This window comes from Roseomonas indoligenes (assembly GCF_017813365.1).
GTDB classification, from domain to species: Bacteria; Pseudomonadota; Alphaproteobacteria; order Acetobacterales; family Acetobacteraceae; genus Roseomonas; species Roseomonas indoligenes.
The window spans coordinates 85710-101124 of sequence record NZ_JAGIZA010000005.1 but is presented as its reverse complement, the minus strand read 5'-3'; the positions used below and the strand labels follow the sequence as shown (position 1 = coordinate 101124).

The following is a 15415-nucleotide window of genomic DNA, read 5'->3' as shown; positions in this document are numbered from 1 at the left end:
CCTCCGCTAGGTTGCGGCCCCGCGAACCGGAACCGCCGGCACAGGATCACGCCTTGCACGCCTCGCCTTTCTCCCGGGCCCTCCTCCTGGCCGCCACCTGCCTTGTGCCGGTCCTCTCCATTGCTGAGGCCGAGGCGCAGACCCGCCGCGCCGCCCAGGCGCCGCAGCGTCCTCCTGCCAGGGCGGTGCGCGCCGCCTCCGGCACGGTCCAGGGCATCGACATCCAGGGCAACCAGCGGATCGAGGCGGATACGATCCGCTCCTACATGCTGCTGCAGCCTGGCGACGCCTTCGAGGGCGACCGGCTCGACCGCTCGCTCCGTACCCTCTACGCCACGGGCCTGTTCAAGGACGTGCGCGTGGCGCGGCAGGGCGACCGCATCCTGGTGACGGTGGAGGAGAACCCCATCGTCAACCGCGTTGCCTTCGAGGGGAACAGCAAGCTCTCGGACGACAACCTGCGCGACGCGACGCAGCTCCGCTCCCGCGCCGTCTTCACCACCCAGGCCGCGCAGGCCGACCGTGCGCGGATTCTAGAAGCCTATGCCCGTCGCGGCCGCCTTTCCGCGACGGTCGAGCCGAAGATCATCCAGCTCGACCAGAACCGCGTGGACATCGTCTACGAGATCAACGAGGCGGATGTGGCGCTGATCAGCCGCATCAACTTTGTCGGCAACCGCAGTGTCTCCGACAGCCGGCTGAAGGAAATTGTCGCCTCGCGCGAGGGGGCCTGGTACCGGCCCTTCTCCTCCAGCGACACCTACGACCCCGAGCGGCTGAACTTCGACCGCGAGCTGCTGCGTCGCTTCTACCTGCGCCAGGGCTACGCCGACGTGAACGTTACCGGCGCCGCGGCCGAGCTGGCGCCCGACCGCTCCGGCTTCTTCGTGACCTATACGATCAACGAGGGGCGCCGTTACCGGCTGGGCAAGGTCGAGACGACCTCCTCCCTCCGCAACGTCACCGCGGACCAGCTGCGCCCGACCGTCGATGTGTCGTCCGGCGATTGGTACGACGGGGACTCGATCGAGCGCATCTCCGAGACCATGTCCGACCGCGCCAACGCGCTCGGCGCCCCCTTCGTCGAGGTGACCCCGCGCATCGTCCGCAACACGGATGCGGGCACCGTGGACATCACCTTCGAGGTGAAGGAGGGCAACCGCCTCTACGTCGAGCGGATCGACATCACCGGCAACGTCCGCACGCAGGACCGGGTGATCCGCCGCGAGTTCCGCCTTGCGGAGGGCGACGCCTTCAACGCGGCCCTGGTCCGCCGCTCCCGCCAGCGCATCCGCGACCTCGGCTACTTCAACGACGCCACCATCTCCACCACGCCCGGTTCCGCGCCGGACCGCGTCGTGCTCGGCACCAGCGTCTCGGAGCGGGCGACGGGCGAGGTCTCGCTCGGCGGCGGCTACTCCACGGATGCCGGCGCGCTGGCGGATATCGGCCTGCGCGAGCGCAACCTGCTCGGCACCGGCATTGACAGCCGCATCAACGGCGTGATCGCGCAGAAGCGCAGCCAGCTCGACCTCTCGGTGACCGACCCGTCCTTCCAGGACCGCAACCTGGCCGTGGGCGCCGACATCTTCTACATCAACCGCAACCTGACGACCTATTCGGGTTATGAGGAGCGCCGCTACGGCTTCTCGCTGCGTGCCGGCTACGAGTTCAACGAGTACCTGCGCCAGTCCTGGGCCTATACGCTGTCCCACCGCAACATCTACAACGTGGACACCAACTCCTCGATCTACATCAAGGAGCAGGCGGGCGAGACGCTGCTCTCGCAGATCGGCCAGACCCTCACCTACGACCGCCGCGACAGCCGGCTGGACCCGCATAGCGGCTACCTGCTGCGTCTCGGCACCGACGTGGCCGGCCTCGGCGGCGATGTGAGCTACGTGCGCGGCCGCGTGGACGGGTCCTACTACATCCCCTTCGAGCGCTGGCTCGGCGACCCCAACTACGTGCTCGCGATCCAGGGCTCCGTCGGCTACCTGGAGCCCTTCGGCGGCAAGGACGAGCGCATCGTCGACCGCTTCTTCCTCGGCGGCGAGAACCTGCGCGGCTTCGAGGTGGCCGGCGCCGGCCCGCGGGACCTGAACACGCGGGACAGCCTCGGCGGCCGTCTGCTCTATACCCAGACCACCGAGTTCCGGTTCCCGTTGCCGATCCCGGACGAGATCGGCATCACCGGCCGCGCCTTCGTCGACGTCGGTGGGCTGAGCGGGAGCAGCAGCGGGAGCAACATTGCCGACACCTCCACGCCGCGTGTCGGCGCGGGCGTCGGCGTCTCCTGGCGGAGCCCCTTCGGCCTGATCAACCTCGACTTCGCTCAGGCCGTGGTGAAGGAATCCTATGACAAGACTCAGGTGTTCCGCTTCGGCTTCGGCACGCGGTTCTGAGAACGAGAGGACTGGAGTTCGCATGATGTCCGCGCGCCCCGCGCTCGCCGCCCTTGCGGCGCTCCTGATCCCTGCCGGCAGCGCACTGGCGCAGAGCGACCCGGGCTTCTTCATTCCGCCCCAGGGTGGCGGCGGTGGCGGGCAGGCCCGCCCGGCGCAGCAGCAGCAGCCGCAGCGCCCGCCGCAGCAGCGGCCCCCGCAGCAGGCCCAGCAGCGCGCCCAGCCCAACCCGGCGCCGCTTCCCCCGGGCCAGCCGCCGCCGGCGGCCGTGGTCGGCATCGTCGACGTGCCGGAGATCCAGCGGAACTCCACCGCCTTCAATACGGTGCGTGAGGAAATCGAGAAGCGGCGCCAGAAGCTGAACGATGACCTGCAGCGGGAGCAGACCCGCTGGCGCGAGGAGCAGCAGGCACTGGCTAACCAGCGCGCCACGATGAACCCCGAGCAGCTCCGTACGAAGGAGCGCGAGCTGCAGGAGCGCATCACGGACAGCCAGCGCGTCTTCCGCGACCGTTCCCGCGCGATCGAGCAGGTGGCCCAGGCCGCGCTGCAGGAGATCGAGCAGGCCCTGGCCGTGGTGATCCGTCAGGTGGCGGCCAGTCGCAACGTGAACCTCGTGCTGCCCCGCCCGCTGGTCATCTTCAACGATGCTCCGTTCGACCTCACGGACGAGATCAGCCAGCAGGTGAACCGCGTTCTGCGCAACGTGACCCTGCCGCCCGAGGGCCAGGCCCCGGCCGCCGCTCCGGCCACGGCCCAGGGAGCCGGGCAGCCGGCCTCGGCGCGTCCGGCGCAGCAGCCCCCGGCGCAGCAGCAGCGCCGCTAAGGGCGTGGCGGCGGATCCGCGCTTCCACGCCGTAGCCGGCCCGCTGCCGCTCTGGCGGCTGGCCGAGGTGGCCGAGGTGGAGGTGCCGGAGGGGGCGGGGGACCGCCTCTTCACGAGCGTGGCCACTCTCGGCGCCGCGGGGCCGGAGGATGTCTCCTTCCTCGACGCGCGCCGCTGGCTCGACAGCTTGCGGGAGACCCGGGCCGGCGCCGTCGTGCTGGCCGCGGAGAACGCCCGCGCGGTGCCAGAAGGCTGCATTGCCCTCGTCTCGCCCACGCCGGTGCTGGCCTTCGCCCGCATCGCTGCGTTGCTGCACCCGCCCGCTACCGCCAGCGGAAAGCGGCACCCGACCGCCGTGGTGGGTGAGGGAGCGACGATCGGCGAGGGCTGCGAGATCGGCGCCTATGCCGTAATCGAGGACGGGGCCGTGATTGGCCCCCGCTGCATTATCGGGCCCCACGCTCATATCGGCCGGAACTGCGTTTTCGGGGCGGATTGCCGCATCTTCTCCCATGTTACTGTCACCCACTGCCTGGCGGGCGACCGGGTGACGCTGAATCCGGGCTGCCGAATCGGGAGCGAGGGCTTCGGGTTTGCCACCACGCCCCGGGGTGGGCACGTCACGGTGCCTCAGCTCGGCCGGGTGATCCTCGGGGACGGGGTGGAGGTGGGGGCGAATGCCTGCATCGACCGCGGTTCGGGCAATGATACGGTGATCGGGCCGGGAACGCGGCTGGATAACTTGGTGATGCTGGGGCACAACGTCCGGACGGGGCAAGGCTGCATCATCGTGGCGCAGGCCGGCATCTCCGGCTCGACCACCCTGGAGGACTATGTCGTCGTGGCGGCACAGGCGGGGATGGTCGGGCACCTGACGATCGGCGCGAAGGCGCGGATCGGGGCGCAGGCGGGCGTGATGGCGGATGTTCCCGCCGGTATGGACGTTGTGGGCAGCCCGGCCCTGCCGGTGCGCGACGCGATGCGCGGCTTCAACGTCCTGCGGAAGCTGGGCCAGTCGAAGGCGGCGGCCACGGCGGAGAAGAAGACGGGCGATTGAAGATGGCGGACAGCGAAGACAAGGCGCCGGAGAGCGCGGGGGGCGAGACCCTCACCACCCTCGACGTCGGGCGGATCATGCAGGCGATCCCGCATCGCTTCCCCTTCCTGCTGGTCGACCGCGTGGTGGATCTCGTCCGCGGCCAGAGCTGCACGGGAATCAAGAACGTCACGATCAACGAGCACGTCTTCCAGGGCCACTTCCCCCGCCACCCCGTGTTTCCCGGCGTGATGATCATCGAGAGCATGGCCCAGACCGCGGGCGTGCTGGTGGTTGAGACCCTGGGGCCGGAGGCGCAGGGCAAGCTGGTCTACTTCATGTCCGTCGAGGGCGCGAAGTTCAGGAAGCCCGTGGTGCCCGGCGATCAGATGCGCGTGCATGTGACAAAGCTGCGCCAGCGCGGGAACGTCTGGAAGTTCTCGGCCGAGGCGAAGGTGGATGGCGCGGTCGTCGCCGAGGCCACTTATGCCGCCATGATCCTGGACAGCTGACCGTGCCGCAGATTCATCCCACCGCGATCGTCACCCCCGGGGCGACCATCGCGGAGAGCGTGACGATCGGCCCCTATGCCACCGTCGGTGCCGATGTGGTGCTGGGCGAGGGCGTGCAGATCGCGGCGCACGCGGTGGTGGACGGCATCACCACCCTGGCGGAGGGCGTGCAGATCCTGCCCTTCGCCTCGGTCGGCCTGCCTCCACAGGACCTGAAGTACCATGGCGAGCCGACCCGGGTGGAGGTCGGCCCTCGCACCATCATCCGCGAGCACGCGACCGTCCACCGCGGCAGCGTGGGCGGCGAGGGCGTGACGCGGATCGGCGCGGACTGCCTTATCATGTGCGTGGCCCATGTCGGCCACGACTGCCAGCTCGCGGACAAGGTGATCCTGGCGAACAACGTCATGCTCGGCGGCCATGTCCAAATCGGGGACAATGTCTTCGTCGGCGGCGGCACGGCGATCCACCAGTCTGTCCGCATCGGCCGGCAGGCGGTGATCGGCGGCATGAGCGGGGTGGAGCGGGACGTGATCCCCTTCGGCTCCTGCATGGGCAACCGCGCCCGACTGATCGGGCTGAATCTCATCGGTCTCAAGCGCCGCGGATTTAACCGCGAGGCCATTAACGCGCTGCGCCTTGCCTATCGCAGCCTCTTCCTGGGGCGCGGCACCTTCGATGCGCGTATGGCGCTGGTGCTTCAGGACCAGGGCACCCAGCCGCAGGTGGCGGAGGTGCTCGCCTTCATCGAAGCGTCTAGCCGCCGCGGCCTCATGCGGGCCGGCCGGCAGCTCGACGAATCGGCCGAGACCGAGGCGGCCTGACGCCTGTGTCGCAGGAGCCCGTCGCCATCATAGCGGGGGGCGGCGACATGCCGCTCCGCGTCGCAGCGGCCTGCCGCGCCACGGGGCGGCCCTTCGTGGTCGTGCAACTGGACGGCTTCGCGAACCCTGCCGATTGGGTGGGCGAGAAGACGATGACCTTCCGCCTGGGGGCGGCGGGCGCCGCCTTCGACTGGCTGAAGGCTGCCGGCGCGCGACAGCTCATCCTCGTGGGCAATGTGAAGCGTCCCTCCATCTTCTCCCTCCGGCCGGACGCGAAGGCGGCGAAGTACCTCGCCCGCATCGGCATGAAGGCCTTCAGCGGCGACGACTCCCTTCTCTCTGCCCTGCGCCAGGTGATGCGGGAGGAGGGGTTCGAGCCTATGGGCCCGACGCGCTTCCTGCAGGAAGCCCAGTCTCCCCCGGGGCTGTTGACCCGCACCGCGCCCGATGCGGGCGCTCTCGCCGATATTCGTCGCGGGATCGAGGTGGTGCGCGCGATCGGGGCGACCGATGTGGGGCAGGGCGCCGTGGTCCAGCAGGGCCTCGTCCTCGCCGTCGAGGCAATCGAGGGCACGGACGCCATGCTCGCCCGCGCCGGCGGCCTGCGGCGCGAGGGACCGGGCGGCGTGCTGGTGAAGCTGGTGAAGCCCGGCCAGGACCGGGAAGTGGACCTGCCTGCACTCGGCCCGCGCACGGTGGAGGGTGCCATCGCTGCCGGGCTGGCGGGGATCGCCTTCGAGGCGAATGGCGCGTTGCTGATGGATCGCGACGAGATGGTTTCGAAGGCGGATTCCGCCGGATTGTTCCTTCTCGCCATCCGGCCCGATGACCATGTGGGGCCGGAACCAGCAGGAGCCGCCACATGAGCGACGCAACCCCGACCCAGCCGACAGGCAAGTTCCTCCACACCATGATCCGGGTCGGTGACCTGGAGCGGAGCATCGAGTTTTACACCAAGATGTTCGGCATGCGGGAATTGCGCCGGAACGACGTGCCCGCCGGCCAGTACACCCTGGCCTTCCTCGGCTATGGCGAGGGAAACAAGGAAGGCTTCGGCGAGATCGAGCTGACCTACAACTACGGCGTCGAGAAGTACGAGATCGGCACCGCTTTCGGCCATCTCGCCATCGCCATGCCGGATGTCTACGCCGCCTGCGAGCGCATCAAGGCCCAGGGCGGCAAGGTGGTGCGTGAGGCCGGGCCGCTGAAGCACGGCACGACGATCATCGCCTTCGTCGAAGACCCGGACGGCTACAAGATCGAGCTGATTCAGCGCAGCTGAGGCCGGACGCGTGCCGCCCGACCCGCTCCGCCTCGTCGCCGACGTCGTCTCCCGGAGCGGGGAGGCGGCGCTGGCGCTCGCGGGGCGGGAGAGGGTGCGTCTGGCAGTTACCGGCCTGTCCCGTGCGGGCAAGACGGTGTTCCTCACCTCCCTCGTCGCCAATCTCGTGGCGGCGGGGCAGGGGCGGCGCACCCTGCCCGGGCTGGCCGCCGCCGATGGACGCCTGCGCGCCGTCCGCACAATCCCGCCCGGGGTGGAGGCGACGCCGCGCTTCGACGCGGAGGCGCATCTGGCCGCCCTGGCCGCCGACCCGCCGCACTGGCCGGCGCGGACGGAGGACCTCTCCACCCTTTCCCTTGCACTTACGCTGCGGCGAAGCGGCTTCTACGGGCAGGTGCTGCCGGACCGCGAGGTGACGCTGGACCTGCTGGACTATCCCGGGGAGTGGCTGCTGGACCTTCCGATGTTCGGCCAGGGCTTCGCCGAGTGGTCGGACGAGACCCTGGCCCGGCTGCGCCGCGGCGTGCGCGCCTCATCGGCCGCCGAGTTCCTGGCCTTCGTCAACGCCCTGCCCGCCACCGCGCCGGCCGAGGACTCCCTGGCGCGTCGGGGGCATGCCCTCTATCGCCGCTTCCTGCTCACGGCCCGTGACGAGTTGGGGCTGCGCTTTCTCCAGCCCGGCCGCTTCCTCAATCCAGGCCCGGGCGGCGACGCGCCGCTTCTCTGGTTCTTTCCGATGCCCGAGGCCATGCGCGCCTCGCCCCTGGGCGAGCTGATGGCGCGCCGCCACGGGGCCTATCTGCGCGACCAGCGCGACCGCTTTCTCGACCCGGTCTTCCGCCGTTTCGACCGGCAGGTGGTGCTGGTGGACGTGCTGGGCGCCCTCCATGCCGGGCGGGAGGCTTTCGAGGACACCGCGGAGGCATTGGCCGCGATTTCCGCCACCCTGCGCTATGGCCGCGGCTGGCTAGACCTGCTGACGGGCGGCGGCATCGCGCGGGTTGCCTTCGCGGCCACGAAGGCGGACCACGTGCCGGAGGTGAGCCGCGACAGCCTCGCCTCCCTCCTCTCCGATCTCGTCGACGCGCCGCGGCGCCGCGCGGAGATCGGGGGTGCTGCGGTTACCGTCCATCCCGTCGCAGCCATCCGTTGCACGCAGGAGGCGACGGCAACCCATGAGGGCCGCCCTTCCCCCGCCGTGCGCGGCATCCTGCTGGAGGGCGGGCGTTGGGCCACGGTGGATCCCGGCCTGGTTCCCGCCCGCCTGCCGCCGGAAAGCTTCTGGAACGCCGCCTATTTCGAGATGCCGGTCTTCCGCCCGCCGGGGCTGGAGGCGCAGGGGCGCGGCGGGGTGCCGCATCTCGGGCTCGATCCTCTGCTGCAGGCGCTGCTGGGCGACGCGCTGTAAACGGATCGCTTCCGGGCCATATGCCCGGCCATGAGCCAGACCGCCCCCCGCCCGCCCCGTATCCTCCTCGAGGAGGAGGCCGGCGCCGCCACGCGGCTGGACCACGGCTGGGAGGAGGGCACGCTGCCCGCCACCATCCCCTCCGCCGGCCTTTCCACCCTGTCCCTTCTGGGGTTCGGCGTCGCCACCCTGATCCTTGGTTTCGCGGCCCTCGCGGCCGCCAATTACGTGGCGGAGCAGTTCGCGCGCTCGGCGCCGCTGGGTTGGCTGACCCTTGCCGTCGCGGTCGCCGGCTTCGGGGCGATCCTCTGGGCCGTGGCGCGGGAGTTCGGCGCCCTGTTTCGCCTGCGCACGGTGGATGCGGCCCGGGCAGCCTTCGCGCGCGGCGACCTTCAGGCGGCGAAGGTTCGTTGCCTGGAATGGGCCGCCCCCATCCCTGTCGCCGAGCCCTTCATTCCCGCCCTCCGGGAGGCGCCGGACCTGCCGGCCCTGCGCGCCCTGCTGGAGACAGGCCCCCTGGCGGCGCTGGAGGAGGAGTCTCGCGCCCTCGGCCGATTGGCGGCGGTGCAGGGCTTCGCCGCCACGGCCATCAGCCCCGCCCCCGCGCTGGATGCGCTCGTGATCGGCTGGCGCGGGCTGCGGCTGGTGCGGCAGGTGGCCGCGCTGCACGGGATGCGGCCGGGGATCGCCGCCACCGCCTCCCTGCTGCGCCGCACCGCCTTCGATGCAGCGACCGTCGCGGCGACGGAAGTGGCCACGGACACGGCAGTGCGCGCCATCGTCTCCAACCCGCTGGTCGGGCACGTGGTGGGGGAGGCCGCCTCCGGCGCCGTGGCGGCCCGGCGGCTGATCACCCTATCCCGCGCCGCGGCCGCCGCTTGCCGGATCCTGCCGAAGGGCTGACCCGCCGGCCTAGCCGTATCGCGCCCGCGCCCAGCGCTCCACGCGCAGCGAGAGCAGGTAGAGCGCGAGCGAAATGGCGGCAACGATGAGGCTGGCCCCAAGCGCCCGCTCGGTGTTCAGTTCCGACTTGGCGGCGGCGAACATGGCGCCGAGGCCGGAACTGCCCATCAGGTACTCCGCCACCATCGCCGCCAGCAGCGCGTGCGCCGCCCCGATCCTGAGCGCGACGGCCAGGTTGGGCACCGCGGCCGGCAAGGCGAGGAGCGACAGCGTCTTCCAACGGGAGGCGCCGAGCACGCGGAGCAGGTCCGCACTGCCCGGCGGCAGAGCGCGCAACCCCGCTGAGGAGAAGACGAAGGCGGGGAAGAAGGAGATGATGACGGTGATCGCCACCACCGTGCCCGGCCCGTAGCCGAAGAGGCGGGCGAGGATGGGGATGAGGGTGACGACCGGGACGGATGAGAAGAGCACCGTCACCGGCGTGAGCATCCCCGCCGCGACGGTGGAGGCCCAGGTCACGATGCCCAGCCCGAGCCCGAGGGCGAAGCCGCCGACGAGGCCGGCGGCCGCAGCGGCAAGGCTGACGCCGAGGGCGGGCAAATAGACCGGCAGGTTCGTCGCGATATCCGCCACCACGTCCAGCGGGCGCGGCATGACGATGGCGTTCAGCCCGGAGAGCACCACCCAGGCCTGCCACGCGAGCAGCAGCAGGAGGATGCCCCACCAATCCCGGACCAGCGGCCTTAAAAACCGGTCCATCAGCGGAACCTCGCATGGACCGCGCGCTCGATGGCGCCGGCGATGAGATAGGCGGTGAGGGAGATGAGGGCGACCAGCAGGACGGCGCTCCAGAGCAGGACAATCTGGAAGTTCTGCATGCCGTTGACGATCAGCACGCCCAACCCGCGCGGCGCCCCGAACCATTCCCCGATCACCGCGCCGATCAGGGCGGCCGGCACGGCCAGCCGCAGGCCCGTGGCGATGGAGGGCAGGCCCGCCGGCAGGTCCAGCCGCAGGAGCCGCGCGGAGGGGCGGGACCCCAGCACCTGGAACAGGTCCCGGTGCGCCGCACTGGAGGCACGCAGCCCGGAGGCGGCGGCGACGTAGACGAGAAAGGCGACGCCTATCCCGGCCAGCGTCGGCGCCGTGCTGCCCGCGGGCAGGAGGATGAGGAAGACCGGGGCCAGCGCCACCGTGGGGATGGCGTGCATCCCCGCCGCCAGCCGGTCCGCGCCCGGGGCGAGGCGGGGCAGGAAATGGGTGAGCATCGCCAGCGCGATCCCGGCCAGGGCACCAAAGACATAGCCTTCCACGGCTGAGGCGAGGGTGGACCCGGCGGCCCGGCCGAAGAGGTCCCAGCGATCCGGATCCGCCAGCATCGCGATCACGCGGGACAGCGGCGGCCAAGTGAAGCCGCCGAGGCCGGTGGCGCCGATCGCCTCCCAGGCCAGGCAGAGCAGCAGCGTGCCCAGAAGGCCCAGGATCCGTAAATCGCGCGCCAGCCGCATCAGTCGTGCGCCTCGGGCTCGAGCGCGAGGACGAGGGAGTCCTGCATGCGGTGGAACTCCTCCTCGCGCATCACCTCAACGGGGCGGGGGCGGGCGAAGGGCACGGCCAGGTCCTGCGCCACGCGGCCGGGCCGGCCGGTCATGACCACGATGCGGTCGGCCAGGAACAGGGCCTCCTCCACCGCATGCGTCACCAGCAGGGTGGTGGTGCGCGTCTCCGTCCAGATGCGCTGGAGTTCCAGGTTCATGTGCCGGCGCGTCACGGCGTCCAGCGCACCGAAGGGTTCGTCCAGCAGCAGCACCTCGGGCTCCAGCACCAGGGCGCGGGCGATGTTCACGCGCTGGCGCATCCCGCCGGAGAGGTTCCGGGGGAAGGCCCCCTCGAACCCCGTCAGCTTCACCAGCGCGATCAAGGCGGCGATGCGGGCCGCGTTCACCGGTTTGCCCGCCACGCGGAAGGGCAGGGCGATGTTGTCCCGCACCGTCAGCCAGGGCAGCAGCGCGTGGTCCTGGAAGGCCACGCCGAAACCCTGGCGCCCGGCCACGGCGGCGGGCTCGTTCCCGCCCACGCGCACCGTGCCCGTGCTCGGCGCGTCCAGCCCGGCCGTCATGCGCAGCAGCGTGGACTTGCCGCAGCCGGAGGGACCGAGCAGCGCGACGAACTCGCCCGGGCGCACGTCCAGCGTCACGCGGTCCAGCGCCAGCACGCCGTCCGGCACGCCCTTCAACGGGAAGCGTCGGGTGACGTCGTGCAGCGCGATGGCGGCGCCCCCGGAGCCAGCCATTGAGCTGCTCATGCGACCTCGGTCTCGAAGCGGTGCATCAGGCCGGGGTGGCGTTCCCGCAGCAGCGCGGCCACGCGTTCCGTGTCCAGGGCGGTGAACTCGCGCTCCTTCATCACCACGCGCCCGTCCACGATGGCCGTCCGCACGTCGCGCCCCACGGCCGTGTTGGCCGCGGCGAACATGGGATCGTAGAGCGGCTGGTGGTCCGGGTCGTCCGCGCGCAGCAGGATGATGTCGGCGCGCCTGCCGACCTCCAGCGTGCCGATGTCCAGCCCCATCGCGCGGCCACCGCCGGCGCAGGTGGCGCGCAGCATCATCTCCCCGCTCACCGCGAAACGCTCGTGCCAGGAGGTGCCGGTGATGCATTGCTGCGCGATGCGGCCGCAGCGGGCCACCTGGAACATGTCCATCGTGCCCAGCGCGGCTGCGCCGTCCGTGCCGAGGCCCAGCCGCACCCCCTTATGCAGCATCTCCAGCACACGGGGATGGCCGATGGCGTAGTTGTTGAAGGCGCAGTGGGCGACGGAAACGTCGTTGTCCACCAGCAGGTCCATTTCGTGCTGGGAGAGCATGATGGCGTGCGCGGCGTGCAGGAACGGCCCGATGCAGCCGAGGCTGTCCAGGTACTCCGCCGGCCGCTTGCCGAAGCGCTCCAGCGCGAAGTCGATCTCGTAGGATCCCTCGCACAGATGGGTGTGCAGCATGGCACCCAGCCGCCGCGCCTCCTCCGCCATCATGCGGATCAGGTCGGTGGTGCAGACCATAATCTGGCGCAGGGAGAGCGCGGCCGTCACCAGTCCCTGGCCCTTCTGCTTCCAGCGCTCCACCAGATCCACGTTGCGGCGCAGCGCCTCGTCAGTGGAGAGCATCATGCTCGGCGGGATGCCGTTGCCCATGTCAACGGTGGAGAGGGCGATCACGCCACGGATGCCTGCCTCCAGCGCCGCCTCGCCCATGATGTCCGGGCGCGGGCCGCCGGCCTCGGCGAAGCAGGTGGTGCCGTTGCTCAGCAGGTCCGCGTAGCAGAGCAGGGCCGAGAGCCGCACCTCCTCCTCGTCCAGCATCCCCTCGAAGGGGATGTAGTAGTTCTTCCAGATCGGGTTGCGGATGCCCGTGCGGCGCGACAGCTCGAAGATCTTGCCGCGCAGCAGTTGCTGGCCGGTGTGCATATGGGCGTCCACCAGCCCGGGCATGGCGATGCGGTCGCGCCCGTCCAGCCGCTCGCGCGGTGCGAAGCGGGTGCGGGCCTCAGCGGCCGGGCCGATCCAGGCGATGGCGCCGCCCTCGATCGCGATGGCGGCATCGCGCAAGGTGGTGTCCGCGCGGTCGAAGGCGACGACGTCGCAGCCCTCGACCAGCAGGTCCACCGCGCGGGGCGGGGCGTTCTCCACGCCGCTCAGCCCTGGCGGAGGCCGCGGTGGACCTCCTCCATCACCGTGAGGTCGCAGAAGCGCTCCACCGGCGGAATGTTGGTGCGGCCGGTGGCGCGAACCGCCTCCAGCATCGGCCCTTCCAGCACCGCGCGATCCAGCGAGAGCAGCGGCTGGGACGGATTCTCCGGCGACTGCAGGAAGGAGTTCTGCACGGTATTCTGGCGGGTCTGCTGGTCCAGGTCGAGGCCGAGGTCACGGCCATAGGTCCGCACCGCCAGCCGCGCGCCCACCGCCGGGTCCTTGTTCTCTGTCCAGCCGCGGGTGACGCCGGAGAGGAACTTCACGACCGTCGCGCGCTCCGCCTCAAGGTAGCGCCGGGTGGTGAAGACCATGCTGGCGTAGGAGCGGAACTTCAGCGCGTCGAAGGAGACGAAGTGGAAGTCCTTGTCCCGCGCCATCCCCATCTTCTCCAGGGTGATGACCTGGTTCGTCTCGAAGGCCGTGTAGCCATCCCCGGCGCGCGCCAGCAGCGGCTCCGGCGAGAAGCCGGCGGGGACGAATTCCGGGGCGCTCGGCAGGTTGTTCAGCTTCACCACCGCGTCCAGCGCCGTGCGCTCGTTCGGCCCCTGCACGAGCATCTTCTTGCCCGGCAGGTCGGCCGCCGTGCGGATCGGCTTGCCCGGCAAGGAGAGGATGCCCAGAGGGGACCGCTGGAACACCGCCGCCAGCAGCACGAAGTCGTTGCCGCGCGACATGGCGTCGAGGAAGGGCAGGAGCTGGATCTCGCCCATCTCCGCGCCACCACCCGCCACCGTCACGGCGGAGGCCGGCGCATTCGGCCCGCCCTGCACCCAGCCGAACTCCTCCCCCTTCAGCCAGCCGCGGTCGAGCGCGATCCAGAGCCCGGCATACTGGACGTTCGGGATCCAGGTCATGGCGAAGCGCGCCTGCCGCGTCTGGGCGCGGGCAAGGCTGGGCAGGGCGAGTGCCGCCGGCGCGGCGAGGAGAAGGCGGCGGGAGAGGTGGGTCATGTCTGAATCTTCCTGCAATGCGGATGCCAGGATCAGCCGCGCCCCGCCGATCGGGGGCGGCGGGAGCGCACGGGGGCTTCAGCCCCCGACAAGCGAGACGCCTTCTGCCGCATCACCGATCCGGGCGAGGCTTTCATCCTTGCCAAGCGCGGCCAGCACGGCGTCGATCGGCGGAGACTGCAGGCTGGCCGTCAAGGCCGCGCGCAGCGGCTGGGCCACTTGGCCGAGCTTCACGCCCTCCGCCTCAGCGAATGCGCGCAGGGCGGCGTCCAGCCCGGCCCTCGTCCAATCCATGCCGGACAGGGCCGCCGAAAGCCGCGCCAAGCGGGCACGCACATCCGGGTGGTCCAGCGCCTCGGCGGCCTTCGGCTCGTATTTCAGCGGTCGCTCGGCCAGGGCGAAGCGGGCACCGTCCGCCATCTCCGCCAGGGTGCGCGCGCGCGGCTGCAGGTCCGGGATCAGGGCGGCCACCCGGGCGCGCTGCTCCCCGCTCACCTCGCCCAGGCGTGCCAGCACCGGCGGCAGCAGCGCATCCGGCGCGGCGGCGCGGATGTACTGTCCGTTCAGGTGGGACAGCTTGGCGTAGTCCATGCGGGAAGCGGCGCGGCCGACATCCTTCAGGTCGAAGAGTTCGATCGCACGATCCCGCGGCACGAACTCCTCGTCGCCATGGCCCCAGCCCAGGCGCAGCAGGTAGTTGCAGACGGCTTCCGGCAGGAAGCCCTGGTCCCGGAACTCCAGTGCGCCCACCGCGCCGTGGCGCTTGGAAAGCTTCGCGCCGTCCGCACCGTGGATCAGCGGGATATGGGCGAAGGCCGGCCGCTCCCACCCCATGGCGTCATAGACCATGATCTGGCGGAAGGTGTTGGTCAGGTGGTCGTCGCCGCGGATCACGTGCGTGATGGCCATGTCGTGGTCGTCCACCACGACGGCGTGCAGGTAGGTTGGCGTCCCATCGGAGCGGAGGATGATCATGTCGTCCAGCTCGGAGTTCTGAACGCGCACCTCGCCCTGCACGAGGTCGTTCACCACCGTCTCACCCTCCCGCGGGGCCTTGATGCGGATCACCGGCTTCACCCCCGCAGGCGCCTCGGAGGGGTCGCGATCCCGCCAGCTGCCGTCGTAGCGGGGCGGGCGGCCTTCGGCCTGGGCGCGCTCGCGCATCGCCACCAGCTCCTCGGCCGTGTCGTAGGCCTGGTAGGCCTTGCCCTCTGCGAGCAGTTGCCGCGCCACCTCCGCGTGCCGCGCCTCGCGGGAGGTCTGCATCACCGGCTCCTCGTCCGGGTTCAGGCCCAGCCAGTCCAGGCTTTCCAGGATCTGCCGCACGGCTTCCGGGGTGGAGCGGGCACGGTCCGTATCCTCGATCCGCAGCAGATACTGGCCGCCATGGTGGCGGGCGAAGAGGTAGTTGAAGAGCGCGGTCCGGGCCCCGCCAATATGCAGGTACCCGGTGGGGGAGGGGGCGAAGCGCGTGCGGACGGTCATCCCGCCCCATTAACACCGCGCATCCGGCCTGATCACC

At 70.9% G+C, this 15415-nt stretch carries 15 protein-coding genes; 9 read left to right on the top strand and 6 right to left on the bottom strand.

Features of this window, described 5'->3' with window-relative positions; translation table 11 throughout:
* Window positions 1-53 precede the first annotated feature (53 nt).
* From bamA to J5Y10_RS10060, 9 genes are read left to right on the top strand one after another with little or no spacing between them, the layout of a single operon-like run.
* Window positions 54-2405, top strand: a complete 2352-nt coding sequence (gene bamA, locus J5Y10_RS10100; protein ID WP_209373197.1) for an outer membrane protein assembly factor BamA — start codon at window positions 54-56, stop codon at window positions 2403-2405.
* Between the two features lie 25 nt (window positions 2406-2430).
* Window positions 2431-3231 (top strand): OmpH/Skp family outer membrane protein, encoded by an 801-nt coding sequence (locus J5Y10_RS10095; protein WP_245214520.1) that lies wholly within the window; start codon window positions 2431-2433, stop codon window positions 3229-3231.
* A 4-nt stretch (window positions 3232-3235) separates the two neighbouring features.
* Window positions 3236-4288, top strand: a complete 1053-nt coding sequence (lpxD, locus tag J5Y10_RS10090) for a UDP-3-O-(3-hydroxymyristoyl)glucosamine N-acyltransferase (protein ID WP_209373194.1) — start codon at window positions 3236-3238, stop codon at window positions 4286-4288.
* Between the two features lie 2 nt (window positions 4289-4290).
* Window positions 4291-4779, top strand: coding sequence for a 3-hydroxyacyl-ACP dehydratase FabZ (gene fabZ / locus J5Y10_RS10085; RefSeq protein WP_209373193.1), 489 nt, complete (start codon window positions 4291-4293; stop codon window positions 4777-4779).
* A 2-nt stretch (window positions 4780-4781) separates the two neighbouring features.
* The gene (gene lpxA / locus J5Y10_RS10080; protein WP_209373192.1) at window positions 4782-5603 is read left to right on the top strand and encodes an acyl-ACP--UDP-N-acetylglucosamine O-acyltransferase; all 822 of its coding nucleotides are present in this window, start codon (window positions 4782-4784) and stop codon (window positions 5601-5603) included.
* Window positions 5600-6469, top strand: a complete 870-nt coding sequence (locus J5Y10_RS10075; protein WP_280855191.1) for an LpxI family protein — start codon at window positions 5600-5602, stop codon at window positions 6467-6469. The genes lpxA and J5Y10_RS10075 overlap by 4 nt, the downstream gene beginning before the upstream one ends.
* Window positions 6466-6885 (top strand): lactoylglutathione lyase, encoded by a 420-nt coding sequence (gloA, locus tag J5Y10_RS10070; protein ID WP_209373190.1) that lies wholly within the window; start codon window positions 6466-6468, stop codon window positions 6883-6885. Before J5Y10_RS10075 ends, gloA begins: the two co-directional genes overlap by 4 nt.
* A gap of 10 nt (window positions 6886-6895) precedes the next feature.
* Entirely contained in the window at window positions 6896-8293 is a 1398-nt protein-coding gene (locus J5Y10_RS10065) for a YcjX family protein (RefSeq protein WP_209373189.1), read from the top strand.
* A 30-nt stretch (window positions 8294-8323) separates the two neighbouring features.
* Window positions 8324-9196: a DUF697 domain-containing protein gene (locus J5Y10_RS10060; protein WP_209373187.1), complete on the top strand. Its 873-nt coding sequence runs from the start codon at window positions 8324-8326 to the stop codon at window positions 9194-9196.
* A 9-nt stretch (window positions 9197-9205) separates the two neighbouring features.
* On the opposite strand, the gene J5Y10_RS10055 is transcribed toward J5Y10_RS10060, so the two are convergent.
* The 6 genes from J5Y10_RS10055 to gltX form a co-directional block, all read right to left on the bottom strand.
* On the bottom strand, window positions 9206-9955 hold the full coding sequence (locus J5Y10_RS10055) for an ABC transporter permease (protein WP_209373185.1): 750 nt from the start codon (window positions 9953-9955) through the stop codon (window positions 9206-9208).
* Complete coding sequence (locus J5Y10_RS10050) at window positions 9955-10704, bottom strand: ABC transporter permease (RefSeq protein WP_209373183.1); 750 nt, start codon at window positions 10702-10704, stop codon at window positions 9955-9957. The genes J5Y10_RS10055 and J5Y10_RS10050 overlap by 1 nt, the downstream gene beginning before the upstream one ends.
* Window positions 10704-11489: an ABC transporter ATP-binding protein gene (locus J5Y10_RS10045; protein WP_209373181.1), complete on the bottom strand. Its 786-nt coding sequence runs from the start codon at window positions 11487-11489 to the stop codon at window positions 10704-10706. The genes J5Y10_RS10050 and J5Y10_RS10045 overlap by 1 nt, the downstream gene beginning before the upstream one ends.
* Window positions 11490-11497: 8 nt before the next feature.
* Entirely contained in the window at window positions 11498-12880 is a 1383-nt protein-coding gene (locus J5Y10_RS10040) for an amidohydrolase family protein (protein WP_209373179.1), read from the bottom strand.
* Between the two features lie 5 nt (window positions 12881-12885).
* The gene (locus J5Y10_RS10035; RefSeq protein WP_209373178.1) at window positions 12886-13893 is read right to left on the bottom strand and encodes an ABC transporter substrate-binding protein; all 1008 of its coding nucleotides are present in this window, start codon (window positions 13891-13893) and stop codon (window positions 12886-12888) included.
* A gap of 78 nt (window positions 13894-13971) precedes the next feature.
* The gene (gene gltX / locus J5Y10_RS10030; RefSeq protein WP_209373177.1) at window positions 13972-15378 is read right to left on the bottom strand and encodes a glutamate--tRNA ligase; all 1407 of its coding nucleotides are present in this window, start codon (window positions 15376-15378) and stop codon (window positions 13972-13974) included.
* Between the last annotated feature and the right edge of the window lie 37 nt (window positions 15379-15415).